Source organism: Actinoplanes sp. NPDC049599, from assembly GCF_044465625.1.
In the GTDB taxonomy this organism is placed as follows: domain Bacteria; phylum Actinomycetota; class Actinomycetes; order Mycobacteriales; family Micromonosporaceae; genus Actinoplanes.
Genome location: NZ_JBITLX010000012.1, coordinates 142,293 through 166,048, shown reverse-complemented (window position 1 = coordinate 166,048; position 23,756 = coordinate 142,293). Strand labels below are relative to the sequence as shown.

Genomic DNA, 23,756 nt, shown 5'->3' with positions numbered 1-23,756 from the left:
CGGCCGGATCGGCCCTGGCGGCGGGCGCCGTCCGGGTCGCACAGCGAGTCCGATCGAGATCAGTCGTTGCGGATCAGCATGGAACCGGTGGGTGGCTTGCACCCGCCCACCCGGACCGTTGCCAATCCTGGAGGACGAAGACATGGCCGACATGGAAGTTGCGCTCAAGGACGCGATGACGATCGAGGGCGCCCTCGGCGTCGCGCTGGTGGACCACACCAGCGGGATGGCGCTCGGCGTCGCCGGCGGCTCGCGGGACTTCGACCTCACCGTCGCCGCGGCGGGCAACACCGACGTGGTGCGGGCCAAGCTGCGCGCCATGGATCTGCTCGGCATCCAGGAGCAGGTGGAGGACATCCTGATCACGCTGGAGAACCAGTATGACCTGATCCGGCCGCTGCAGGCCCGGTCCGGGCACGGGCTCTTCCTCTACCTGGCGCTGAACCGCGACCGGGCCAACCTGGCGATGGCCCGCCACCACCTGCGCCGGATCGAGGCGGCGCTGGACATCTAGCCGGGGTCGGCCCAGGTGCGCAGCCGCACCGAGTTGTGGGTGAAGCGGGACCGGTACGCCGAGGCGCTGAGCCCGTAGTGCGCGCGGAAGCGGCGGGCGAAGTAGTTCTGGTCCGGCCAGCCGACGGACTCGCCGATCCGGCTGATCGCGTCGTCGGTGTGCAGCAGCCGCGCCGCCGCCAGCTCCACGCGGTGCCGGGACAGGTAGGCCATCGGCGGCAGCCCGGTCGCGGACTTGAAGAGCCGGACCAGGTAGCCCGGCGCCAGGTGCAGCGCCTCGGCCAGTTCCGTGAGCGTCCACTGGTGCGCCGGGCGCGCCTCCATCATCCGCATCGCGTCCATGACCGCGGGGTGGCTCTGGCCGGCGCCGGCCTCCACGCCGTCGACGACCGCCCGGGCCAGGCAGCTCAGGAACAGCGAGAGCCGCCCGATGATGTCGCCGCGGTGCCGGCTCACCGGCTGGAACCGCAGCCGGTCGAGGGCGTCCAGGTGCTCGACGCACTCGGCCAGCAGGTCCGGGCCGAGCCGGGTGGTGAGGATGCCGCGCCGCTGGTCGGAGTACGGCCCGGTCCAGAGCAGGTAGCCGAGCAGCGGATCGGCCCGGGTCCAGGCCAGCTCGCGCTGCAGCAGCTCGGTGGAGAAGCAGCAGTTGTAGAGGTCCAGGTGCCGGCAGTCGTCGTAGCCGTGCCACACCCCGGGACGCAGCAGGATCACGTCGCCGACCACCAGCCGCTGGCGCCCGGCAAGGCTGTGGTGCACGCCCTCGCCGCCGGTCATCACGGCCACCTCGACGAAGCTGTGCGTGTGCACCGGGTGCAGGCCCTCGTGCAGGTAGTGCCCGGCGTAGGCCAGCGAGCCGTCGGAGAAGTACAGCATGGCGTGCGAGTTCTCCACCGGGGGCTCGGCCATCCGCCGACCATACGACACCCCGGGGAAGCCGGCGCCAGGTGAATTTTGTCCTACCACCGGTGCACTGCGGGCTATGTCACACCCGGCGCCGGGCGCAGGATCGAAGGCAGACGTAATCCTCCCGAAACACCTTCGACAGCGTGGCACCGCGGTGCTGTTGAATCGTTTCAGCACGTTAGGAGCGCCCATGCCCCCCGCTGCCGCCCCCGTCGGGGTCCGCTTCGAGCACCACACCGGCGACGGCCCCGTCCTCGGCATCGGCTCCCCCGCGCCCCGGCTCTCCTGGCACCTGCCCGCCGCCCCGGACGCCTACCGGCAGAGCGCGTACCAGGTCGAGGTCACCCGCGGCCGGGGGCCGGTGGAGCTGACCACGGTCGCCTCCGCCGAACAGGTGCTGGTGCCGTGGCCCGGCGCCGCGCTGGCCGCCCGCGAGCCGGCCCGGGTGCGGATCCGGGTCTGCGACGCGGCCGGCGACTGGAGCGAGTGGAGCGCGCCGGCCACGGTCGAGCGGGGCCTCGACGACTGGGCCGCCCGGTTCATCAGCCCGGCCGCCATCGGCGGCGAGGGCATGCCGGCCCCGGTGCTCACCGGCCGGATCGTGCTGCCCGGCGGGATCGTCCGGGCCCGGCTGTACGCGACCGCCCACGGCCTCTACACCGCCGAGCTCAACGGCGTCCGGGTCGGCGACCACGAACTCGCCCCCGGCTGGACCAGCTACCAGCACCGGCTGCGCTACCAGAGCTACGACGTCACCGGCCTGGTCCGGCCCGGCCAGAACCGCCTGGACGTGCTGCTGGGCAACGGCTGGTTCCGCGGCCGGCTCGGCTTCCAGGGCCGCCGCGGCCTGTACGGCGACCGGCTGGCGCTGCTGGCCCAGCTGGAGGTGACCACCGCGGACGGCACGGTGCACCGGCTCACCACCGACAGCTCGTGGACCGCGGCCGACAGCGGGGTGCTCGCCGACGACCTGTACGACGGCCAGCGCACCGATCTGCGCGACGGCGCCCGGCGTACCGATGCCGTCGAGGTGATCGACGCGGACCTGGGCCGGCTGGTCGCGCCGGACGGCCCGCCGGTCCGGGTCACCGAGGTGCTGGCGGCCCGCCGGGTGTGGACCTCGCCGGCCGGGCACACCCTGGTCGACTTCGGCCAGAACGTGGTCGGCCGGGTCCGGCTGCGGGTCCGCGGCCGGGCCGCCGGCGACGAGGTCGTGGTACGCCACGCCGAGGTCCTCGAGAACGAGGAACTGGGCGTGCGCCCGCTGCGCACCGCCCGGGCCACCGACACGTACCTGCTGGCCGGGCCGGACGAGGCGGTGCTGGAGCCGACGCTGACCTTCCACGGCTTCCGCTACGCCGAGGTGACCGGCGTGCCGGACCTGCGGGCGGCGGACGTCGAGGCGGTGGTGATCGGCTCCGATCTGCGCCGTACCGGCTGGTTCGAGTCGTCGCACGCGTTGCTGAACCGCTTCCACGACAACGTGGTGTGGGGCATGCGCGGCAACTTCGTGGACGTGCCGACGGACTGCCCGCAGCGCGACGAGCGGCTCGGCTGGACCGGCGACATCCAGGTCTTCTCCCCCACCGCGAGCTTCCTGTTCGACAGCGCCGGCCTCCTCGCCGGCTGGCTCGCCGACCTCGCCGCCGAGCAGCAGAAGGACGGCTCGGTGCCGTACGTCATCCCGGACGTGATCCGCCGGCCCGGGCCGGCGACCGCGGCCTGGGGCGACGCCGCGACGATCGTGCCGTGGGTGCTCTACCGGCGCACCGGGGACCTCGGGCTGCTCGCCCGCCAGCTGCCCAGCATGCGGGCCTGGGTGGACCGGATGGCCGAGCTGGCCGGCCCGGACCGGCTCTGGTCCGGCGGCTTCCAGTTCGGCGACTGGCTCGACCCGACCGCGCCGCCGGACTCGCCGTTCCAGGCCCGGGCCGACCCGGACGTGGTGGCGACCGCGCACCTGGCCCGCTCGGCCGAGATCGTGGCCCGGGCCGCCGCGCTGCTCGGCGACACCGCCGGGGCCCGGCAGTACGACCTGCTGGCCGCGCAGGTCCGGGCGGCCTTCGCCCGCGAGTACGTGACCAGCACCGGCCGGGTCCTCGGGGACGCGGCAACCACGTACGCCCTCGCCCTGCAGTGGTCGCTGCTGCCGGCCGAGGCGCAGCGCCGGCACGCCGGGCGGCGGCTGGCCGACCTGGTCCGGACGGCCGGCTTCCGGATCGGCACCGGCTTCGTCGGCACCCCGCTGATGACCGACGCGCTCACCGACGCCGGCGAGCCGGAGCTGGCCTACCGGCTGCTGCTGCAGACCGGCTGCCCGTCCTGGCTCTACCCGGTGACGATGGGCGCGACGACGGTCTGGGAACGCTGGGACAGCATGCTGCCCGACGGCGGCATCAACCCCGGCGAGATGACCTCTTTCAACCACTATGCCCTCGGTGCGGTGGCAGACTGGCTGCACCGGCGGGTCGCCGGGCTGGCCCCCGCCGCCCCGGGCTACCGCCGGCTGCTGGTCCGGCCGGTGCCGCACCGCCGGCTCACCTTCGCGGCGGCCCGGCACCTCACCCCGTACGGCGAGGCCGCGGTCTCGTGGCGGCGGGCGGACGGCCGGCTGCGGCTCAGCGTCACCGTGCCGGTGGGCACCGAGGCGGAGGTGCACGTGCCGGGCGCCACGGCAGCGGTCGAGGTGCGCCACGGCACCCACGAGTGGACCGTCGCCGATCCGTACGCCGAGCCGCCCGCGCTGCCCGCCGAGCCGACCATCCGCGAGGTCATGGACCACGAGCCGGCCTGGGACCAGGTCGTCGCGGCGGCCGCGGCGGCCGGCGGCGGCGACGAGGCGCAGGTGGCGCGGCGGCTGGGGCCGTACCTGGACACCACCGCGACCGGTCTGGTCGACGCCCTCACCGCCGGGGGTTTTGTGCCCGGCGCCGCAGACCTGCAGGCCCGGCTCGCCGGGCTGTCCTTCCTGTAGCGAACCCACTCCCCCGGAGGCCCCCCGATGAAGAGATTCCGACCCCTGATAGCCCTCGCCGTCACGTCCCTGGCCCTGTCCGCGTGCAGTGCCGGCAGCCTCGGCTCCAGCGACGACGAGGGCGGCGGCAAGGTGACCTTGTCCTTCCTCGTCGACAACTCCTCCGACGGCGTCCGGATCGGTGAGCAGCTCGCCAAGGACTTCACCGCCGCCAACCCGGACATCACCGTCAAGGTGGAGACCCGGCCCCAGGGCGGCGAGGGCGACAACCTGATCAAGACCCGGCTGTCCACCGGCGACATGACCGACGTGTTCCAGTACAACTCGGGCTCGCTGTTCCAGGCGCTGGCGCCGCAGAAGAACCTGGTGCCGCTGGACGACCAGCCGTGGACCGGCCGGCTCGACGACAAGTTCAAGACCACCGTGTCGGTCGGCGGCAAGACCTACGGCGCGCCGTGGGGCGGCTTCATCGCCGGCGCGATCATGTACAACCGGGCCGTCTACGCCAAGCTCGGCCTGCAGGTCCCGAAGACCTGGGGCGAGTTCATGGCGAACAACGCCAAGATCAAGGCAGCCGGGGTGGACCCGGTGATCCAGACCTACCAGGACACCTGGACCTCGCAGCTGTTCGTGCTGGGCGACTTCCACAACGTCACGGCCGCCGAGCCGGACTTCGCCGGCAAGTACACCAAGAACCAGGCCAAGTACGCCACGTCACCGGCGGCGCTCAAGGGCTTCCAGCACCTGCAGCAGGTGCACGACGCCGGCTACCTGAACAAGGACTTCGCGTCGGCCAAGTTCGACGACGGGCTCAAGAAGCTGGCCCAGGGCAAGGGCGCGCACTACCCGATGCTGTCCTCGGCGATCAGCACCGTCGTGGCCAACTTCCCGGACCAGGCCAAGGACGTCGGCCTGTTCGCCATCCCGAGCGACGACCCGGCCCGCAACGGCCTGACCGTCTGGTCGCCGGCCGGCGTCTACATCCCCACCTCGACCGAGGGCGCCGCGCTGGACGCGGCGAAGAAGTTCCTCGCCTTCATCGCGAGCCCGGCCGGTTGCACCTCCGCCGGCACCGCGAGCACCCCGGTCGGCCCGTACGCGGTGAAGGGCTGCACGCTGCCGGCCGACGTCACCCAGGTCGCCAAGGACACCCAGCCGTATCTCGACCGCGAGGGCGGCTCGGGGCTGGCGCTGGAGTTCCTCTCCCCGATCAAGGGCCCGGCGCTGGAGCAGATCACCGTCGAGGTGGGCTCGGGCATCCGCAAGGCCGCCGACGGCGCGGCGCTCTACGACAAGGACGTGCAGAAGCAGGCCCAGCAGCTCGGGCTCGAGGGCTGGTAGGAACCGCGGTGGCGCCCCGGCCCGCGGGACGGCGGGCCGGGGCGCAGGCCAAGGAGGACCCATGGCGACGACAACCATCCAGCAGACGCCGGCCCGGCCCGGGACCACCTCGGCACGGACCACCGGCGGGCGGGCGCGCAGCCCGTACCCGTACTGGTTCTACCTGCCCGCGGCCGTGGTCTACGGCCTGCTGTTCGTCATCCCGACCGTCACCGCGTTCTACTTCAGCCTGACCCGGTGGACCATCTTCGACTCCCGGTTCATCGGCTTCGACAACTACGTGACGTTCTTCCGGGAGCCGGCGCTGGTCTCCGGGCTGACCCACACGCTGATCTACGCGGTGGTCACGTCCGCCGCCAAGGTCGTCCTCGGCATGCTGCTGGCGATCCTGCTCACCTCGCAGATCATCGGGCGCGGCTTCCTGCGCTCGGTGGTGTTCTTCCCGGTGCTGGTCAGCACCATCGGCGTCGGGCTCACCTTCACCGTGCTGATGGACCCGGAGCAGGGCCTGATCAACGACGCGCTCGCGGTGGTCGGCATCAACGGCCCGGCCTGGCTCACCGATCCGCGGTACGCGCTGCTGTCGGTGGCCCTGGTCGACGTCTGGAAGGGCGTCGGGCTGGCCACCGTCATCTACATCGCCGGCATCGTGTCCATCCCGAGCGAGTACTTCGAGGCCGCCAAGGTGGACGGGGCGGGCGCCTGGGACACCTTCCGCCGGATCATCCTGCCGCTGGCCCGCCCGGCCACGGTCACCGTGATCCTGCTGTCGCTGATCGGCGGCCTGCGCTCGTTCGACCTGATCTGGGCGATGACCCGGGGCGGGCCGGGCTTCACCTCCGACGTGATCGCCTCGGTCATCTACAAGCAGTACCAGGCCGGCTTCTACGGCCTGTCCACCGCCGGCAACGTGGTGCTGTTCCTGGTCGTGACGGCGATCGTGTTCCCGCTCTGGCGGCTGCTCAACCGCAAGGAGGTCGACCTGTGAGCAGCCCCGTGCGACGCCCGAACTACCTGCTCAGCACCGTCGCGATCCTGGCCGCGCTGGTGCTCTTCGTGGTGCCGTTCGTCTTCATCCTGCTGACCGCGGTGAAGGACCGGCGGCAGGCGGCGGAGTTCGACTTCTCCTGGCCGCAGCGGTTCCAGCTGGTGCAGAATTTCGTCGACGTGATCCAGGCCCGCGACTACCTGCTGATCATCGCCTACATCAACAGCACCGTCCTGACCGTGGCCAGCGTGACCATCATGGCCGTCACCTCGGCGATGGTCGCGTACGTGCTGCAGCGCCGGCGCAGCCGGTGGAACGGGCTCGTGCACTTCCTGGTGCTGTCCGGGCTGATCATCCCGCCGGCCGTGGTGCCGACCATCTGGGTGCTGCAACGGCTCGGGCTGTTCCGCACGATGCCCGGCCTGATCCTCGTCGAGGTGGCGTTCGGGCTGGCCTTCTGCGTGCTGCTGTTCCAGGCGTTCATCGCGACGATCCCGCGCGAGCTGGACGAGGCCGCGGTCATCGACGGCGCGGGCCCGGTCCGGCTGTTCTTCCGGGTCATCTTCCCGCTGCTGCGCCCGGTGATCGTCACGGTGGTGCTGGTGCAGTCGGTCTTCGTCTACAACGACTTCGTGAACCCGCTGTACTTCCTGCCCGGCGAGCAGAACGCGACCGTGCAGCTGACCCTCTACAACTTCAACAGCCAGTTCAACACCCAGTACAACCTGCTGTTCATGGACATCCTGCTGATCACCGTGCCGCCGCTGATCATGTTCCTGGCGTTCAACCGGCAGATCGTGGCCGGCATGACGGCGGGGGCGGTCAAGGGCTGACCGGCGGGGCCGGCCGGGTCCGGGCCGGGCGCTCCCCGGCGACCGCGTGCCGGCGCCCGCCGGTGCCCGCCCACCACGCGGCGAGGACGGCCGGCTGTTCCCCCGCGATCCGCGCGGCGGCGCCGGAGCTCCGGCGGAGGTGGATCGCCCTGCGGCTGCTCGACGACGTCGAGGTGTCCGCGCGGGCCCTCGACTCCGGTGGGCGGGAGCGGCTCGTCGCCGCGTTGCGCACACTGTCGGAACACCTGCTGGAACACCTCGACGTCGAGGAGCGGACGGTGGTCCGGGCCTGCTCAGCCGGGAGCACCGGCTCGGGTCAGGAGCCGTCGGTGGCCGGCGCGGTCGGGGTGACCGCCGGCTCGGCGGTGGGCGAGCCGGTGACGGCCGGCGGCGGGATGGCGGCATCGGTCGCCGTCGGCTCCGGTGCCGGGCCGGTCGTGGGCTCAGCCGTCGGCGCCGCAGTCGGCTCAGCCGTCGGAGCCGCAGTCGGCTCAGCCGTCGGAACCGCAGTCGGCTCAGCCGTCGGAGCGCTGGTCGGTGCAACGGTCGGCTCGGCAGTCGGAGCCGCGGTGGGCTCAGCCGTCGGAGCCGCAGTCGGCTCAGCCGTCGGAGCGCTGGTCGGTGCAACGGTCGGCTCCGCAGTCGGAGCGGCAGTGGGCGCAGCGGTCGGCACCGCGGTCGGGTCGACGGTCGGGGCCGCCGTCGGGTCGACGGTCGGGGCCGCCGTCGGTGCGGCGGTGGGGACCAGTGTGGGCGCAACAGTCGGTTCAACCGTCGGAGCGCCGGTCGGTGCAGCGGTCGGCTCGGCCGTCGGGCCCGCCGTCGGCGTCGGGGTCGGGGTCGGGGTCGGGCCGCCGGTGGCGGGTGGTTGGTGGCCGCCCATCGGCCAGCCCGGCAGCCAAGGCCAGGTCAGATGCCCGGTGAAGATGATGATCAGGGTGCCGGTGAGGCCGCCGGACTCGTGCTGCGGGCATCCCGCGCTCGGCGCGGCCGGTCCGGTGGCCGGGTCCGGGGCGCAGGCCGTGGCGCCGTGCGGGTCCGGCGAGCCGGCGCCGCCCTGCGCCAGTGCCGCCTGGCCCGGGGCCATCGCCACCGCGACGCCGGTGGCCAGGCAGATGCCGGCCCGGGTCAGACTGCTGATTCCGCTGCTCATGACAATCCCTTCGACGAGTGGGTGCGACCTGCCCAGCACAGCACCGCGGTGGTGCGATCTCGGGCGTTCCGCGGAATCCGCGGGAACCTGGGACGGCTGGCGGTCACCCGTGCGGAAGGGGCCGCATGGGCTCAGAAAGCCCGGCCCGGCATGCGTTTCCGGCGCGGCGGCGGGTAGTGACGCAGCTGTTGACCCCCACACCCGGCGGCACTAGCGTTTCCCCCACGTTTCGGGGCGAACAGCTGTTCGCATGCCGAACACACTCGGGAGGTGGCTCGTGACCCAGTCCAGAAGCCTGCTCATCGGCGGCGAGGAGGTGGCCGCCGCGGACGGCCGCACCACCGAGGACCTGAACCCGCACACCGGCGCCGTGGTCGCCACGGTCGCGGCGGCCTCCCCCGCCGACGTCACCCGGGCGGTCGACGCCGCGGATGCCGCCTTCGCCTGCTGGGCCGCCACCGCGCCCACCGAGCGCCGGCGGATCCTGACCCGGGCCGGCGACCTGCTCGAGGAGCGCGGCGCCGACGCCGCGGCGCTGATGGCCCGCGAGACCGGCGGCACGCTCGGCTGGTCGCTGTTCAACGTCGGGCTGGCCGCGAGCATGTTCCGCGAGGCCGGGGCCCTGACCACGCTGCCGGTCGGCGAGGTGCTGGCCGGCGCCGACCCGGACGCGCTGTCGCTGGCCATCCGGCAGCCCGCCGGGGTGGTCGCCGCGTTCGCGCCCTGGAACGCCCCGCTGATCCTGGGCGCCCGGGCGGTGGCCGCGCCGCTGGCCGTGGGCAACACCGTGGTGGTCAAGGCCAGCGAGGACGCGCCGCTGGCCTGCGCGCTGTTCCTGGCCGACCTGCTGCGCGACGCCGGGCTCCCGCCGGGCGTGCTCAACGTGCTCACCAACGACCGCGCCGACGCGGCCGCCGTCGCGGAGACGCTGATCGGCGACCGGCGGGTGCGGCGGGTCAACTTCACCGGCTCCACCGGGGTCGGCCGGCGGATCGGCGAGCTCGCCGCCCGCCACCTCACCCCGGCGGTGCTCGAGCTGGGCGGCAAGAACTCGGTGCTGGTGCTCGACGACGCCGACCTGGAGCATGCGGTGAACGCGGTCGCCTTCGGCGCGTACCTGAACTCCGGGCAGATCTGCATGTCGGCGGACCGGGTGATCGTGCACCGGTCGCTGGCCGAGGAGTTCGGCGCGCGGCTCGCCGAGAAGGCCAAGGGCCTGCCGGCCGGCGACCCCGCCGACCCGCACACGGTGATCGGACCGCTGATCAGCGCCGGCGCGGCCGGGCGGGTGGCGGCGCTGGTCGACCAGGCGGTCGCGGCCGGCGCGCGGGTGCTCAGCGGCGGCGGCACGCCCGACGGCGCGCACTACCCAGCGACCGTGCTCGCGGACGTGACCCCGCAGATGCGCATCCACACCGAGGAGATCTTCGGTCCGGTCGCCACCGTGCTGACCGTGGCCGACGAGGAGCAGGCCGTCGCGGTTGCCAACGACAGCCCGTACGGGCTCACCGCGGGCGTGCTCACCCGCGACGTCAACCGGGGTTTCGCCGTCGCCCGGCGGCTGCGCACCGGCATCGCGCACGTCAACGACCAGTCCGTGGACGACGACCCGACCGCGCCGTTCGGCGGGGTCGGCGACTCCGGCTACGGCCGCTTCGGTGGCCGCGCCGGGGTGGAGGCGTTCACCGATCTGCGCTGGATAACTCTCCAGCAGCGCCCGAAGCACTACCCGTTTTAGCCGCCTGGATCTGCGAATAGACGCGGGTGCGCTGCGCGGCGAAGCGCGGATCCGCCCGGGTGTGCAGCTGGTCGCGCTCGGCGGGCAGGTCGACGACCAGCTCGTCCTGCACGACCGTCGGCGACGCCGAGAGCATCAGCACGCGCTGGCCGAGGTATACGGCCTCGTCGATGTCGTGGGTGACGAACAGGATCGTCATCCCGAGTCGCTGCCACAGCGCCCGGACCAGATCCTCCAGGTCCGCCCGGGTCTGCGCGTCGACCGCCGCGAACGGCTCGTCCATCAGCAGGATCGACGGCTCGTAGGCCACCGCCCGGGCGATCGCGACCCGCTGCTGCATGCCACCGGACAACTGCCAGGGGTACGCGGACTCGGTGCCCGCCAGCCCGACCGCGGTCAGCGCCTCGTCGACCAGTTCGCGGCGGCGCGCCTTCGGCACCTTCTTCTGCCGCAGCGGCAGGTCGACGTTGTCCCGCACCGACATCCACGGGAACAGGCTGCGCCCGTACTCCTGGAAGACGATCGCGAGGCCGGCCTCGTCGCCGACGGTGACCTGGCCGCCGGTCGGTTCGAGCAGGCCGGCGATGCAGCGCAGCAGCGTGGTCTTGCCGCAGCCGGACGGGCCGACCAGGCAGACCAGCTCGCCCTCCGCGACTGTGAAGGTCAGGTCGCGCAGCGCCTCCACCTCGCGGTTGCCCGACCGGTAGACCTTCCGCAGGCCCTTGACCTCGAGCATCGTGGTTCCCTTCCTCAGGAGCGGCGCTGGGCGTCGCGCAGGCCGTGGTACCAGCCCAGGGCGCGTCGCTCGGCGAGCCGGAACAGCTCGGACAGCGCGAAGCCGAGCAGCCCGAGCAGGATGATGCCGCTCCACATCTCCGGGATCGCGAAGCTGCGCTGGAACTGCACGATGGTGAAGCCCAGGCCGTTGCTGGCGGCGAACATCTCGCTGATCACCATGAGGATGATCGCGATCGACAGCGCCTGCCGCAGCCCGGCGATGATCTGCGGGGACGCCGCGGGCAGCAGCAGGTGGCGCAGCCGGGCCGGGCCGGTGATCCGGTACGCGCGGGCGGTGTCGGACAGCACGCCGTCAGTGGCGCGCACACCCTCGACGGTGTTGAGCAGGATCGGCCAGACGCAGCCGGACACGATCACGATTACCTTCATGCCGTTGCCGATGCCGGCGAACAACATGATCACCGGGACCAGCACCGGCGGCGGCACGGCCCGGAAGAACTCCAGGACCGGCTCGACGGCCGCGCGCAGCCGCGGGTTCGCCCCGATCGCGACCCCGGCGGCGATGCCGATCAGCGCCGCCAGCAGGTAGCCGGCGCCGAGGCGGGCCAGGCTGGGCAGCACGTCGGCCCGCAGCCGGTCGAGGGTCCAGGTGTCCGCGAAGGCCACCAGGATCTGCCGCAGCGGGGGCGCGTAGAAGTTCTCGCTGTCCGCGCTGGCCAGGTACCAGCTCAGGAACAGCGCGACCGGCAGACCCAGCACCAGCAGCAACCGCTTGATCATGCGGTGCAGACCGGGCATGGCCTTGCCGCCCTCGCGGTCACGGCCGCTGCCGACTTGCGGCGGGCGACGCTCGGCGCGGGCGGTCACGCCGCCACCTCCCCGCGGACGGACTGGTGCCAGGCCAGGAAGTGCCGCTCGGCGTAGCGGGCGGCCAGGTTGATGGTCACGCCGAGCAGGCCGGTGACCACGATCAGGGCGTACATGGTGGGGATGGCGTTCGAGGTCTGCGCGACGGCGATGACCGAACCGAGGCCGGGGGCGCCGATCACCAGCTCGGCGGTGACCGCCAGCACCAGCGCCACCGAGGCGGCCAGCCGGATGCCGGTGAAGACGTACGGCAGGGCGGTCGGCCAGAGCACGTGCCGGACCCGGGCAAGGGCGCTGAAGCGGAAGCTGCGGGCGGTCTCGTCGGCGACCGGGTCGACGTCGGCGACGCCGTACAGGACCTGGACCAGCACCTGCCAGAAGGCCGCGTACACCACCAGCAGCAGGGTCGAGCCCAGGTCGGAGCCGTAGAGCAGGACCGCGAGCGGGATCCAGGCGACCGACGGGATGGGGCGCAGGAACTCCACGGTCGAGGCGGTGACGGCCCGCAGCACCGGCACCGCGCCGATCAGGATCCCGGCGGCCACCCCGGCGACCACCGCGATGGCCAGCCCGGCCGCCCACGCGGTGAGGGTGTCGCCGACAGCCACCCAGAACGCGCCGGTGACCGCCTCGTCGCCGAGGGCGGCCAGGATCCGGCTGGTCGGCGGCAGGTAGTCGGCGGACACGATCCCGGCGCGGGGCAGCACCTCGACCAGCAGGAGCAGGCCGGCCAGGCCGGAGAGGCCGAGCAGAGCCCGGCCTCCCGGCAGCGTGCGCGGTGCCCCCGCGCCGAGCGCGGTCACGGAAGGATCTTGGCCAGGTCGGGGGTGGCGCCGCCGAAGATGCCGTCCTGCGCGCCGAGCTTGGCGATCGTCTCGACCGACGGCTTGTTGATCTCGGTGGGCCACTTCGGCAGGGTCAGCTCCGCGCGCACCTTAGGGTCGATCTTGGTGTACGTGCCGAGCACCTCCCGCACCTCGTCGGGGTGCGCGTCGGCGTAGGCCAGCGACTCGTTCACCGCCTCGGTGAACCGCTTGACCAGGTCCGGGTCCTCGCCGATGAGCTTGGCGGAGGCGAAGTAGCCGGCCACGGTGAGGTTCGGCGCCGCGTCGACGAAGTTCCAGGCCACCACCCGGCCACCGGCGGCCTTCACCGCCGACAGCGACGGCTCGACCACCCAGGCGGCGTCCACCTGGCCGGCCTCGACGGCCGCGGGCATGTTCGGGAACGGCATCTCGACGAAGTTGATCCCGGCCGGGTCGCCGCCGGCCTTGCGGACCGACTCCCGCACCGTGGTGTCGCCGATGTTCTTCAGCGTGTTCACCGCGATCTTCTTGCCGGCCAGGTCGGCGGCCTTGGTGATCGGGCTGTCCTTCTTGACGACCACCCCGCCGAAGTCCTTGCCGGCCTCGCCGGTCGAGGCCACGCCGTTGGCGACCACCTTGATCGGCACGTTCTTGGTCTGCGCGATGAGCAACGAGGTGATGTTGCTGAAGCCGAACTGGAACTGGCCGCTGACCACGCCGGGCACGATGGCCGCGCCGCCCTGGCCGCTCTCCATGGTCAGCTCGATCTTGCGGTTGCCGAAGAAGCCCTTCTTCTGGCCCAGGTAGATGGGCGCCACGTCGACGATCGGGATGACACCGACCTTGACCTTGTCGGTGCCGCCGGTGGTGGCGGCATCGTCGTCGGCGGACGACCCGCAGCCGGCCCCGGCTCCGACGAGGGCGAGCACGGTCATCCCCGTGATGAACCGGCGCATTCTGCTGACCTCCAGTAGGTTGTTCTTGTGCGCACTCCGCACGTAAGTTCTCAGGGAGAACGTAGGGTGTGGCCTGGCCCACGTCAACGACCAACATCGATTTGGAGGCCGGGATGCGCACTCAGGTCGGCATCGTGGGGGCCGGTCCGGCCGGGCTGGTGCTCGCCCGGCTCCTGCACCGGGCCGGGATCGACGCGGTGGTCCTCGAACGCCGCTCGCGATCCTATGTGGAAAGCCGGGTCCGCGCGGGGGTGCTCGAGCACGGCACCGCCGAGCTGCTCGACGAGCTGGGCGTGGGGGCCCGGATGCGCCGCGAGGGCATGGTGCACCGCGGCATCGAGCTGCGCTTCGGCGGCGCGGGGCACCGGATCGACCTGGCCGGGCTGACCGGCCGGACGATCACCGTCTACGGCCAGCAGGAGATCGTCAAGGACCTGATCGCCGCCCGGCTCGCCGACGACCTGCCGCTGCACTTCGAGGCCGAGGTCACTGCCGTCGACGGCACCACGCTGGAGTACGAGCAGGACGGCGTCCGCCACCGCCTGGAGTGCGACTTCGTGGCCGGCTGCGACGGCTCGCACGGCGTGGCCCGGCTGGCGCTGCCGGACGGGGCGCTGCGCACGGCCGAGCGGGTGCACCCGTACGCGTGGCTCGGCATCCTGGCCCGCTCCCCCGCCGCGGCCGACGAGCTGGTCTACGCCTACCACGAGCGTGGCTTCGCGCTGCACAGCATGCGTACCCCGGAGATCACCCGGCTGTATCTGCAGGTGCCGCCGGAGACCGACCTGGCCGGCTGGCCCGACGCCCGGATCTGGGACGAACTGCGCACCCGGCTGGACCTGCCGCTGAAGGAGGGCGAGATCCTGGAGCGCGGGGTGACCGCGATGCGCAGCTTCGCGGTCGAGCCGATGCGCCACGACCGGCTCTTCCTGGCCGGCGACGCGGCGCACATCGTGCCGCCGACCGGGGCCAAGGGGATGAACCTGGCGATCTCCGACGTCCGGGTGCTGGCCGAGGCGCTGACAGCGCACTACCGCGAGCGCACCGACACGCTGCTGGACGGCTACTCGCGGACCTGCCTGAAACGGGTCTGGCAGGTGCAGCGCTTCTCCAACTGGATGACCACGATGCTGCACCGGCACGTCGGCGACGACGCCTTCGGCCACCGGGTGCAGCTGGCCGAGCTGGAGTACGTGACCAGCTCCACCGCCGCGGCGACCACGCTGGCCGAGAACTACGTCGGGCTGCCCCGGTGAGCGCCCGGATCGTCCCGCTCGCCGACGCCGTCGCCGAGCTGGTGCACGACGGCGACACGGTCGCGCTGGAGGGCTTCACCCACCTGATCCCGGTCGCCGCGGGCCACGAGATCATCCGGCAGGGCCGGCGCGGGCTGACCCTGGTGCGGATGACCCCGGACATCGTCTACGACCAGCTCATCGGCGCGGGCTGCGCGGCGAAGCTGGTGTTCTCCTGGGCCGGCAACCCGGGCGTCGGCTCGCTGCACCGCTTCCGCGACGCGGTCCAGCACGCCTGGCCGGCGCCGCTGGAGATCGAGGAGCACAGCCACGCGGGGATGGCCAACCGGTACGTGGCCGGCGCGTCCGGGCTGCCGTTCGCCGTCATGCGCGGCTACCTCGGCACCGACCTGCCCGAGCACACCGCCACCATCGCGCCGATCACCTGCCCGTTCACCGGCGAGACGCTGACCGCGGTGCCGGCGCTCAACCCGGACGTGGGCATCGTGCACGCCCAGCGCGCCGACCGGGCCGGCAACGTGCAGTTCTGGGGCATCACCGGGGTGCACAAGGAGGTCGTGCTCGCCTCGGCGCGCTCGCTGGTCACCGTCGAGGAGGTGGTCGACGAGCTGACCCCGGTGGCCGGGGCGGTGGTGCTGCCCGGCTGGGCGGTCACCCGGGTCGCCCTGGTGCCCGGCGGCGCGCATCCCTCGTACGCGATGGGGTACAGCGACCGCGACAACGACTACTACCGGGCCTGGGACACGATCAGCCGGGACCGGGACGCGTTCACCGGATGGCTGGCGGGGGTGACCGGATGAGCTGGACCGCGGACGAGATGATGACCGTCGCGGCGGCCCGGGCGCTGCGCGGCGACACCCGCTGTTTCGTCGGCATCGGGCTGCCCAGCACCGCGGCCAACCTGGCCCGCCGTACCCATGCTCCGGACCTGGTCCTGGTCTACGAGTCCGGCACGATCGGCGCCAAGCCGGACCGGCTGCCGCTGTCCATCGGCGACGGGGTGCTGGCGGCCACCGCCGACGCGGTGGTCAGCGTGCCGGAGATGTTCAACTACTGGCTGCAGCCGGGCCGGATCGGCGTCGGCTTCCTCGGTGCCGCGCAGATCGACCGGTACGGCAACATCAACACCACCGTGATCGGCGACGACTACGCCGACCCCCGGGTCCGGCTGCCCGGCGCGGGCGGGGCCCCGGAGATCGCGGCGTCCTGCGGCGAGGTCATCGTGGTGGTGCGGCAGAGCCCGCGCACGTTCGTCGAACGGGTCGACTTCGTCACCTCGGTCGGCCACGGCAGCGGGCCGGGCGACCGGGCCCGGCTGGGCCTGCGCGGGCGCGGGCCGGTGCTGGTCATCACCGACCTGGGGGTGCTGGAGCCGGACCCGGCGGACCGCGAGCTGACCCTGACCCGGCTGCACCCCGGGGTCACCGCCGAGCAGGCCGTGGCGGCCACCGGCTGGAAACTCCGGGTCGCCGCCACCGTGACGACCACCGAGGCGCCGGACGAGCGGGAACTGACCGCCCTGCGCGCGTTGACCGCAAGTGAGGAGCCCGCATGACCAGCCCGCACCCGCCGCTGCTGTCCCCCGGCTACAAGTCGACGATCTTGCGGGCGCCGCAGCAGACGCCGATCCTGCTCCCGCACACCCTGACCGAGCTGACCGGGCCCGCGCTGGGCGAGGGCCCGGTGGCCGCCGCGGACGCCGACCTGACCCTGGACGGCGCCGGCGAGGCGCTGGGCCAGCGGATCGTGGTGCACGGCCAGGTCCGCGACGCCGACGGACGGCCGGTGCCGGACACCCTGCTGGAGGTGTGGCAGGCCAACGCGGCCGGCCGCTACCGGCACAAGTGGGACCGGCACGACGCCCCGCTGGACCCGCACTTCGCCGGCGTGGGCCGCACGATGACCGACGCGCGGGGCCGCTACCGGTTCGTGACGATCAAGCCGGGCCCGTACCCGTGGGGCAACCACCCGAACGCCTGGCGGCCCGCGCACATCCATTTCTCGCTGTTCGGCCGCGCGTTCACCCAGCGCCTGGTGACCCAGATGTACTTCCCGGACGACCCGCTGTTCGCCTACGACCCGATCTACAACTCGGTGCCGGAGTTCGCCCGGGACCGCCTGGTGGCCGGCTTCGACCTGGCCGCCACGGTCGAGTCGTGGGCGCTGGGCTTCCGCTTCGACATCGTGCTGACCGGTGCGGCCGCCACCCCGATGGAGACGAAGTGACCGCCCCCGGCACGCCGTCGCAGACCGTCGGGCCGTACCTGTCGATCGGGCTCACCTGGGCCGAGGGCCCGCACGTGGTCGCGGCCGACGCGCCCGGGGCGGTATGGATCCGCGGCCGGGTCCGCGACGGCGCGGGCCAGGCGGTGCCCGACGCGCTGGTGGAGACCTGGCAGCCCGACCCGGCCGGGCGGTTCCACACGCCCGGCTTCCGCGGCCTGGGCCGCTGCCCCACCGACGACGACGGCCGGTACGCGATCCGCACGGTCAAGCCCGGCGTGGTCGAGGACCAGGCCCCGCACCTGGCCGTGACGGTGCTCGCCCGCGGGCTGCTGCACCGGGTGGTGACCCGGATCTACTTCGCCGACGAGCCGGCCGCGAATGAGGCGGACCCGGTGCTCGCCGGGGTCCCGGCGGAGCGGCGCGGCACGCTGATCGCGGAGAAGTCCGAGGACGGCTACCTTTTCGACATCACCCTGCAGGGGCCCGATGAGACCGTCTTCTTCACCGTCTGACCGCCACGGCGACGCGGGCCTGTTCGACGGGGTGCTGGCGGCCGGGCAGGTCCGCGCCGCCGTCGACGACCACGCCTGGGTGCGGGCGATGCTGGACGCCGAGGCGGCGCTGGCCCGCGCGGCCGCCCGGACCGGGACCGCCACCGCCGCGGACGCCGAGGCGGTCGCGGCCGCCTGCGCGCGCCTGGACGTGGACCCCGGCGAGCTGGGCGCCGAGGCGGCCGGCACCGGCAACCCGGTGGTCCCGCTGATCCGGCGGCTGCGGGCGGCCCTGCCCGAGCCGGTCGCGCCGCTGGTGCACCGGGGCGCCACCAGCCAGGACATCATGGACACCGCCGCGATGCTGGTCGCCCACCGGGCGCTGGCGCCGCTGCTGGCCGACCTCGCCGCGTCGGTCTCGCTGACGGCCGCGCTGGCCGACCGGCACCGCGGCACGGTGCTGGCCGGGCGCACGCTGCTGCAACAGGCGCTGCCCACCACCTTCGGGCTGGTCGCGGCGGGCTGGCTGACCGGCCTGGACAGCGCCCGGCGCCGGCTGGCGGAGGTCCGCGAGCACCGGCTCGCCGCCCAGCTCGGCGGCGCGGCCGGCACCCTGGCCGCCTACGGCGACCCGCCCCCGGACGCCGCGGCCCCGGACGCCGCGGGACCAGTCGGCGCGGGACCGGCCGGCGCGGATCACGCGGGGCCGGTGCGCGGCGGTGGCGGGCCGGGCGGCGCGGGACCAGCCGGCGCGGATCACGCGGGGCCGGTGCGCGGCGGCGTCGGGACGGGCGGCGCGGGACCAGCCGGCACGGGACCGGACGGCGCGGACCGCGCGGGGCCGGTGCGCGGCGGCGTCGGGCCGGGCGGGGATCCCGGGCTGCTGATGCTGGCCGCCTTCAGCGCCGAGGTCGGGCTGGCCGAGCCCGAGCTGCCCTGGCACACCGAGCGGACCCGGATCGCCGAGCTGGCCGGCGCGCTCGGCGCCGCCGCCGGTGCGGTCGCCAAGGTGGCCCGCGACCTCACCCTGTTCGCCCAGACCGAGGTCGGCGAGCTGGCCGAGGGCGGCGACGCCGGCGGCTCCTCGACGCTGCCGCACAAGCACAACCCGATCGCCGCGGTCAGCGCCGCCGCCGCGGCCGCCCAGGCCCCCGGGCTGGTCGCCACCCTGCTCGCCGCGATGGCGCACGAGCACCAGCGGGCGGCCGGCGCCTGGCATGCCGAGTGGCAGCCGCTGCGCGCGCTGCTCGTGGCCACCGGCTCGGCCGCGTACCAGCTCCGCCGCGCGCTCGACGGGCTGCGAGTCGACGCCGGCCGGATGCGCGCCAACCTCGACCTCACCCACGGTGCGCTGCTCGCCGAGCGGGTCGCCGGGGCGCTGCGCCCGGCGCTGGGCACCGGGGCGCACGCCGCGGTGCGCGCGGCCGTCGCCCGCGGCGCGCTGGGCACCGACCCGGCGATCACCGCCCACCTGGACCCGGCGACGCTGGCCGGCCTGCTCGACCCCGGGAGCTACCTGGGCAGCGCGGACGCGCTGATCGACCGGGCGCTGCGGGCGGCCCGCCGATGAGCGCGGTCGCGGTGCACCACCGGGTGGACGGGCCGGCGGAGGCGCCCGCCCTGCTCATGATCAACTCACTGGGCGCGGACCTGAGCATGTGGGAGCCGCAGCTGCCCGCGCTCACCGGCCGGTTCCGGGTGATCCGGTACGACGCGCGCGGGCACGGCCGTTCCCCCGTACCCCCGGGTCGTTACGCCCTGGCCGATCTCGGGCGCGACGCGCTCGCGTTGCTGGACCGGCTCGGGGTCGGGCGGGCCCACGTCTGCGGGCTGTCGCTGGGCGGGATGACCGCGATGTGGCTCGCCGCGCACGCCCCGGAGCGGGTCGACCGGCTGCTGCTGTTCTGCACGTCCGCGCTGCTCGGGCCGCCGTCCGGCTGGGCCGAGCGGGCCGCCACGGTGCGGGCCGCCGGCACCGGCGCGGTGGCCGGCGCGGTCGTCGACCGCTGGCTCACTCCGGCCTACGCCGCGGCCCACCCGGCCGAGCGGGACCGGCTGCGGGAGATGATCGCGGCCACCCCGGCGCCCGGGTACGCGGGCGCCTGCGCCGCCATCGAGGAGATGGACCTGCGTCCCGACCTGCCCCGGATCGTCGCGCCCACGCTGGTGGTGGCCGGCGCGGACGATCCGGCCACCCCGCCGGAGCACGGCGCCGCCATCGCCGCCGCGGTGCCCGGCGCCCGGCTGGAGGTGGTGCCCGCCGCGGCGCACCTGGCCAGCTGGGAACAGGCCGGCGCCGCCAACCGACTCATCCTGGAGGCCCTCGATGGCTGACGATCTCACCGACGGTATGGCCGTGCGGCGCGAGGTGCTCGGTGACGCGCACGTCGACCGGGCGGTCGCGGCCACCACCGCCTTCACCGCGCCGTTCCAGGAGTTCATCACCCGCTCGGCCTGGGGGCAGGTGTGGACCCGCGACGGGCTGGACCGGCGTACCCGCTCGTGCGTCACGCTGGCCCTGCTGACCGCCCTGCAGTGCCACGACGAGCTGGCCATGCACGTGCGGGCCGCCCGCCGCAACGGGCTGAGCCCCGACGAGATCGGCGAGGTGCTGCTGCACACCGCCGTGTACGCGGGCGTGCCCGCCGCCAACGCCGCGTTCAAGATCGCCGAGGCCGTGCTGGCCGCCGACGACGGGCCGGCGGCGTGACCGGAGCGATGAGCGAACCGGCCCGCGAGCCGCACTTCGTGCAGTCCCTGGAGCGCGGGCTCGCCGTCATCCGGGCGTTCGACGCCCACCACCGGGAGCTGACGCTCAGCGAGGTGGCCCGGATCTGCGACCTGACCCGGGCCGCCGCGCGGCGTTTCCTGCTCACCCTCACCGACCTGGGCTACGTGCGCACCGACGGGCGGCTGTTCTCGCTGACCCCGCGGGTGCTGGAGCTGGGCTACGCGTTCCTGTCCAGCCTGTCGCTGCCGGATGTGGCCGAGCCGCACCTGGAGCAGCTCTCCGCCGAGGTGCACGAGTCGTCGTCGGTGTCGGTGCTGGACGGCGACGACATCGTCTACGTGGCCCGGGTGCCGACCCGGCGGATCATGGCCGTGGCGATCAACGTGGGCACCCGCTTCCCGGCGTACGCGACCTCGATGGGGCGGGTGCTGATCGCGCACCTGCCGGCCGAGCGGGTGGCGGCGTACCTGGCGCGGGTGCGGCTCGACCGGCTCACCGACCGCACCGTCGGCACGGTCGCCGAGCTGCGCGCCGAGCTGGACCGGATCCGCCGGCAGGGCTACGCGATCGTGGACCAGGAGCTGGAGGAGGGGCTGCGCTCGATGGCCGCGCCGGTCCGCGACCGGGCGGGCGCGGTGACCGCCGCCGTGAACGTCTCGGTGCACGCCAGCCGCACCTCGGTGGCCGCGATGCGCGCCGAGCTGCTGGCGCCGCTGCTGGCCACGGCCGAGCGGATCACCGCCGACCTGCGGGTCACCAGACCGGCGCGCTGACCCGCCGCTTCTCCCGGTACATCTCCGCGTCGGCGGTCGCGGCCAGCCGGGCGAAGTCCTCGCCGGCCCGGCCCAGGGCGTACCCGATGCTGGCACCGACCTGGTGCATGCCGCCGGGGCCGCGGATCGGCTCGCGGATCGCCTCGCGCAGCCGCTGCGCGGTCTCCGGCAGCGCCCGGGTCAGGTCCTCGCCGACCAGCACGGCGACGAACTCGTCGCCGCCGGTGCGGGCCAGCACGTCGTCGGGGCGCAGATGGTGCTGGAGCCGCTGGGCGACGATCCGCAGCACCTCGTCGCCGGCCTCGTGCCCGGCCTCGTCGTTGACCTTCTTGAAGCCGTCCAGGTCGACCACCAGCACCCCGACCTGCGGGGCGCCCTGCTCGGGCAGCGCCTCCACCCGGGAGCGGAGCAGCGCCCGGTTGGCCAGGCCGGTGAGGCTGTCGTGGGTGGCCGCATACTCCGCGTCGGCCTGGCTGCGCTCCAGCTGCGAGTGCAGCCGGGCGTGCTGGATGGCGATGGCCGCGTGCTCGGCGAAGAACGACAGGATCTCCTGCTGGTGGGCGTCCGGGCGGCGGCCGTCGTCGGGCAGGTCGACGCTGAGCACCCCCAGCCACTCCCCCGACGGGGCCATCAGCGGCGCGAACAGGCTGTCTAGCGGGTGCCACAGCGCCGGGTCGTCGGTGGCCTCGATGTCGGGCACCCAGAAGTAGAGCGACTCCGGCACGCCGGTGTTGTGGTCGACGAAGTACAGCGGGCCCCAGCGCTCGGCCGCGTTGAGCAGCTCCCGCCAGTTCTCCGCGGAGCCGCGGGTGCCGAGCAGCTCCCGGCGCAGGTCGTCGCTGCCGGCCACGGCCACCGTGCTGTAGTCGCCGTTGTCCTCGGCGAGGTTGACCGCGGCCAGGCCGAAGCCGGCGGCCTCGACCACCCCGGTCGCCACGGCGTCGAGGGTCTGGGTGAGGTCCAGGCTCGCGTGCACCCTCTTGGTGACCGCGTGCAGGGCGCGCAGCGCCTGCAGGTGCGGATCGGAGGCTGTCACCCACGCTCCCTTCGCCACCTCGTGATCAACCGACCGTAGTGCATCCGGCTACGGTTCGTGGACCCGGTTCATCGGCTCCGCCCGGGCCGAGCTGAGCAGTTCGGCCGCGGCCACGGTGTCCGCGAGCGTGTCGTGCACGATCAGGCCGGGGCGAGCCAGGGCGAGCTGCACCCGGACGTCGAGCCGGCGCGGGTAGGCCGGGTCGGCGCCCACCGCCAGCGGGACCCCGCGGGTGACGTGCACGCCCAGCTCGTACAGGGTGATCGGCTGGACGCTGCCGCCGGGGGCGAACCAGAACAGCACCACGTCGGCGCGGTGCAGGTGGGTGTGCTCCCAGGTGATCTGCTCGGTCGCGACGGCCGGGTCGGCGAGGTCGAAGGCCGACCGGCGCGGATCGAGCACGGTCAGCCCGGGCGCGTCCCGCAGCAGCGCCACGGCCTCGGCCTGCCAGTCGGCACAGCCGGAGATGCCGCCGGCCAGGAACAGCACCGGACCGGGACCCGTATACGGCTGCGGCGCCTGCACATATCGCACGGTCACCACGGTATCCGTCACACAACCGTCATGCGGCCGGTGGCGGATCGCCATGTCCGTCCCCGACCATGGGCCCGGATGACGCGGTCGCGTGGCCGCGCCGCTCCTGTGCCCCCGGGACCGGCGGCGCCCGCGACCGCGGCATCCCCTGCCGGCCCGGTGAGGTCAGGCGGCGGGCTCGGCGCGCAGCCACTCCAGCGCCGCCTGGCAGTCGTCGAAGACCGGGAAGAGCCCGTCCACGTGCATGGTGTGCAGCACGGTGAGGACGAACCGCGACGGCCCGGCGAAGATCACCATCCCGTCCCGGCGGCGGGCCCGCCGGTGCGCGCGGACCAGCAACCCCAGCCCCACGTCGTCCAGCGTCGGCGCGGCCGACAGGTCCACGATCACGTACGGATGCCGATCGACCGCCTCGCTGAGCGTCTCCCGCAGGGTCGGCGCCACCGCGGCGTCCAGATCCGCCCGGACGTGCACGACCGCGGCGTCCGGCCGCTCGACGAGTACCACCTCAGGTGCGGTCATCGGGCCTCCTCGACCTCCAGCACGTGATCCACGCGGGCCAGGCCCAGCATCCGGCGCACCCGCGCCACCGGGGCGCGCAACGTCAGCCGGGCATCGGCGCGGATCAACTCCCGGTGCAGCTGCAGCAGCATCACGATGGCAGCCGCGTCTATCCGTGGGCTGTGCCGCAGGTCCAGGATCAGCCGCGCCGGACGCCCGGCCACGGCGTCGCCGAACCGGGCCCGCCACCGGTCGACCGTCGCGCCGGCCAACGCCTCGGTGACGACCACGGTCGTCTCCCGCACCGCGTGCTCGCTCACGTCTGTCAGGTTCGCCCCGGCGTGTGGCGGCGGCTCCGCGGCTGTATGACGGTTCCGTGACAGTCCGGCCGGCCG

25 protein-coding genes are annotated in these 23,756 nt (G+C 73.9%); 15 read left to right on the top strand and 10 right to left on the bottom strand.

Features of this window, described 5'->3' with window-relative positions:
• Positions 1-142: 142 nt before the first annotated feature.
• Complete coding sequence (locus tag ACIBQZ_RS22355; protein ID WP_396090669.1) at positions 143-514, top strand: hypothetical protein; 372 nt, start codon at positions 143-145, stop codon at positions 512-514.
• On the opposite strand, the gene ACIBQZ_RS22350 is transcribed toward ACIBQZ_RS22355, so the two are convergent.
• Positions 511-1,422 (bottom strand): AraC family transcriptional regulator, encoded by a 912-nt coding sequence (locus tag ACIBQZ_RS22350; RefSeq protein WP_396090668.1) that lies wholly within the window; start codon positions 1,420-1,422, stop codon positions 511-513. The genes ACIBQZ_RS22355 and ACIBQZ_RS22350 overlap by 4 nt on opposite strands.
• A gap of 187 nt (positions 1,423-1,609) precedes the next feature.
• On the opposite strand from ACIBQZ_RS22350, the gene ACIBQZ_RS22345 reads away from it, so the two are divergent.
• From ACIBQZ_RS22345 to ACIBQZ_RS22330, 4 genes are all read left to right on the top strand, one after another.
• Positions 1,610-4,393 carry a family 78 glycoside hydrolase catalytic domain gene (locus tag ACIBQZ_RS22345; protein ID WP_396090667.1) on the top strand — a complete coding sequence of 928 codons (2,784 nt, stop codon included), beginning with the start codon at positions 1,610-1,612 and terminating at the stop codon, positions 4,391-4,393.
• 27 nt (positions 4,394-4,420) lie between these two features.
• Complete coding sequence (locus ACIBQZ_RS22340) at positions 4,421-5,734, top strand: ABC transporter substrate-binding protein (RefSeq protein ID WP_396090666.1); 1,314 nt, start codon at positions 4,421-4,423, stop codon at positions 5,732-5,734.
• A gap of 61 nt (positions 5,735-5,795) precedes the next feature.
• Positions 5,796-6,722, top strand: coding sequence for a carbohydrate ABC transporter permease (locus ACIBQZ_RS22335; RefSeq protein WP_396090665.1), 927 nt, complete (start codon positions 5,796-5,798; stop codon positions 6,720-6,722).
• Entirely contained in the window at positions 6,719-7,555 is an 837-nt protein-coding gene (locus ACIBQZ_RS22330) for a carbohydrate ABC transporter permease (protein ID WP_396090664.1), read from the top strand. Before ACIBQZ_RS22335 ends, ACIBQZ_RS22330 begins: the two co-directional genes overlap by 4 nt.
• Positions 7,556-7,871: 316 nt before the next feature.
• Here ACIBQZ_RS22330 and ACIBQZ_RS22325 read toward each other — a convergent pair whose 3' ends face one another.
• Positions 7,872-8,708 carry a PT domain-containing protein gene (locus ACIBQZ_RS22325; protein WP_396090663.1) on the bottom strand — a complete coding sequence of 279 codons (837 nt, stop codon included), beginning with the start codon at positions 8,706-8,708 and terminating at the stop codon, positions 7,872-7,874.
• 277 nt (positions 8,709-8,985) lie between these two features.
• On the opposite strand from ACIBQZ_RS22325, the gene ACIBQZ_RS22320 reads away from it, so the two are divergent.
• Entirely contained in the window at positions 8,986-10,446 is a 1,461-nt protein-coding gene (locus tag ACIBQZ_RS22320) for an aldehyde dehydrogenase family protein (RefSeq protein ID WP_396090662.1), read from the top strand.
• On the opposite strand, the gene ACIBQZ_RS22315 is transcribed toward ACIBQZ_RS22320, so the two are convergent.
• From ACIBQZ_RS22315 to ACIBQZ_RS22300, 4 genes are read right to left on the bottom strand one after another with little or no spacing between them, the layout of a single operon-like run.
• On the bottom strand, positions 10,391-11,182 hold the full coding sequence (locus ACIBQZ_RS22315) for an ABC transporter ATP-binding protein (RefSeq protein WP_396090661.1): 792 nt from the start codon (positions 11,180-11,182) through the stop codon (positions 10,391-10,393). The two genes, ACIBQZ_RS22320 and ACIBQZ_RS22315, sit on opposite strands and share 56 nt — an antisense overlap.
• Before the next feature lie 14 nt (positions 11,183-11,196).
• Complete coding sequence (locus tag ACIBQZ_RS22310; RefSeq protein ID WP_396090660.1) at positions 11,197-12,051, bottom strand: ABC transporter permease; 855 nt, start codon at positions 12,049-12,051, stop codon at positions 11,197-11,199.
• Positions 12,048-12,854, bottom strand: coding sequence for an ABC transporter permease (locus ACIBQZ_RS22305; RefSeq protein ID WP_396090659.1), 807 nt, complete (start codon positions 12,852-12,854; stop codon positions 12,048-12,050). The genes ACIBQZ_RS22310 and ACIBQZ_RS22305 overlap by 4 nt, the downstream gene beginning before the upstream one ends.
• Positions 12,851-13,813 (bottom strand): ABC transporter substrate-binding protein, encoded by a 963-nt coding sequence (locus ACIBQZ_RS22300; protein ID WP_396090658.1) that lies wholly within the window; start codon positions 13,811-13,813, stop codon positions 12,851-12,853. Before ACIBQZ_RS22300 ends, ACIBQZ_RS22305 begins: the two co-directional genes overlap by 4 nt.
• A gap of 113 nt (positions 13,814-13,926) precedes the next feature.
• Here ACIBQZ_RS22300 and ACIBQZ_RS22295 point away from each other — a divergent pair, with 113 nt between their 5' ends.
• From ACIBQZ_RS22295 to ACIBQZ_RS22255, 9 genes are read left to right on the top strand one after another with little or no spacing between them, the layout of a single operon-like run.
• Positions 13,927-15,069 carry a 4-hydroxybenzoate 3-monooxygenase gene (locus ACIBQZ_RS22295; protein WP_396090657.1) on the top strand — a complete coding sequence of 381 codons (1,143 nt, stop codon included), beginning with the start codon at positions 13,927-13,929 and terminating at the stop codon, positions 15,067-15,069.
• Positions 15,066-15,869 (top strand): CoA transferase subunit A, encoded by an 804-nt coding sequence (locus ACIBQZ_RS22290; RefSeq protein WP_396090656.1) that lies wholly within the window; start codon positions 15,066-15,068, stop codon positions 15,867-15,869. Before ACIBQZ_RS22295 ends, ACIBQZ_RS22290 begins: the two co-directional genes overlap by 4 nt.
• A complete protein-coding gene (locus ACIBQZ_RS22285) occupies positions 15,866-16,624 on the top strand; it encodes a CoA-transferase subunit beta (RefSeq protein ID WP_396090655.1) in 759 nt (252 codons plus the stop codon). Before ACIBQZ_RS22290 ends, ACIBQZ_RS22285 begins: the two co-directional genes overlap by 4 nt.
• Positions 16,621-17,295 (top strand): protocatechuate 3,4-dioxygenase subunit beta, encoded by a 675-nt coding sequence (gene pcaH, locus ACIBQZ_RS22280; protein ID WP_396090654.1) that lies wholly within the window; start codon positions 16,621-16,623, stop codon positions 17,293-17,295. The genes ACIBQZ_RS22285 and pcaH overlap by 4 nt, the downstream gene beginning before the upstream one ends.
• Complete coding sequence (gene pcaG, locus ACIBQZ_RS22275) at positions 17,292-17,807, top strand: protocatechuate 3,4-dioxygenase subunit alpha (protein WP_396090653.1); 516 nt, start codon at positions 17,292-17,294, stop codon at positions 17,805-17,807. The genes pcaH and pcaG overlap by 4 nt, the downstream gene beginning before the upstream one ends.
• Positions 17,782-19,356, top strand: coding sequence for a lyase family protein (locus ACIBQZ_RS22270; RefSeq protein ID WP_396090652.1), 1,575 nt, complete (start codon positions 17,782-17,784; stop codon positions 19,354-19,356). Before pcaG ends, ACIBQZ_RS22270 begins: the two co-directional genes overlap by 26 nt.
• The gene (pcaD, locus tag ACIBQZ_RS22265; protein ID WP_396090651.1) at positions 19,353-20,120 is read left to right on the top strand and encodes a 3-oxoadipate enol-lactonase; all 768 of its coding nucleotides are present in this window, start codon (positions 19,353-19,355) and stop codon (positions 20,118-20,120) included. Before ACIBQZ_RS22270 ends, pcaD begins: the two co-directional genes overlap by 4 nt.
• Complete coding sequence (gene pcaC / locus ACIBQZ_RS22260; protein ID WP_396090650.1) at positions 20,113-20,496, top strand: 4-carboxymuconolactone decarboxylase; 384 nt, start codon at positions 20,113-20,115, stop codon at positions 20,494-20,496. Before pcaD ends, pcaC begins: the two co-directional genes overlap by 8 nt.
• Positions 20,497-20,504: 8 nt before the next feature.
• On the top strand, positions 20,505-21,290 hold the full coding sequence (locus tag ACIBQZ_RS22255) for an IclR family transcriptional regulator C-terminal domain-containing protein (RefSeq protein ID WP_396090649.1): 786 nt from the start codon (positions 20,505-20,507) through the stop codon (positions 21,288-21,290).
• Here ACIBQZ_RS22255 and ACIBQZ_RS22250 read toward each other — a convergent pair.
• From ACIBQZ_RS22250 to ACIBQZ_RS22235, 4 genes are all read right to left on the bottom strand, one after another.
• Positions 21,271-22,326, bottom strand: coding sequence for a diguanylate cyclase domain-containing protein (locus ACIBQZ_RS22250; RefSeq protein WP_396090648.1), 1,056 nt, complete (start codon positions 22,324-22,326; stop codon positions 21,271-21,273). The genes ACIBQZ_RS22255 and ACIBQZ_RS22250 overlap by 20 nt on opposite strands.
• Positions 22,327-22,374: 48 nt before the next feature.
• Positions 22,375-22,866, bottom strand: coding sequence for a nucleoside 2-deoxyribosyltransferase domain-containing protein (locus ACIBQZ_RS22245; protein ID WP_396090647.1), 492 nt, complete (start codon positions 22,864-22,866; stop codon positions 22,375-22,377).
• Positions 22,867-23,025: 159 nt separating this feature from the next.
• The gene (locus tag ACIBQZ_RS22240) at positions 23,026-23,382 is read right to left on the bottom strand and encodes an STAS domain-containing protein (protein ID WP_396090646.1); all 357 of its coding nucleotides are present in this window, start codon (positions 23,380-23,382) and stop codon (positions 23,026-23,028) included.
• Complete coding sequence (locus ACIBQZ_RS22235) at positions 23,379-23,681, bottom strand: STAS domain-containing protein (RefSeq protein ID WP_396090645.1); 303 nt, start codon at positions 23,679-23,681, stop codon at positions 23,379-23,381. The genes ACIBQZ_RS22240 and ACIBQZ_RS22235 overlap by 4 nt, the downstream gene beginning before the upstream one ends.
• Positions 23,682-23,756: the final 75 nt, after the last annotated feature.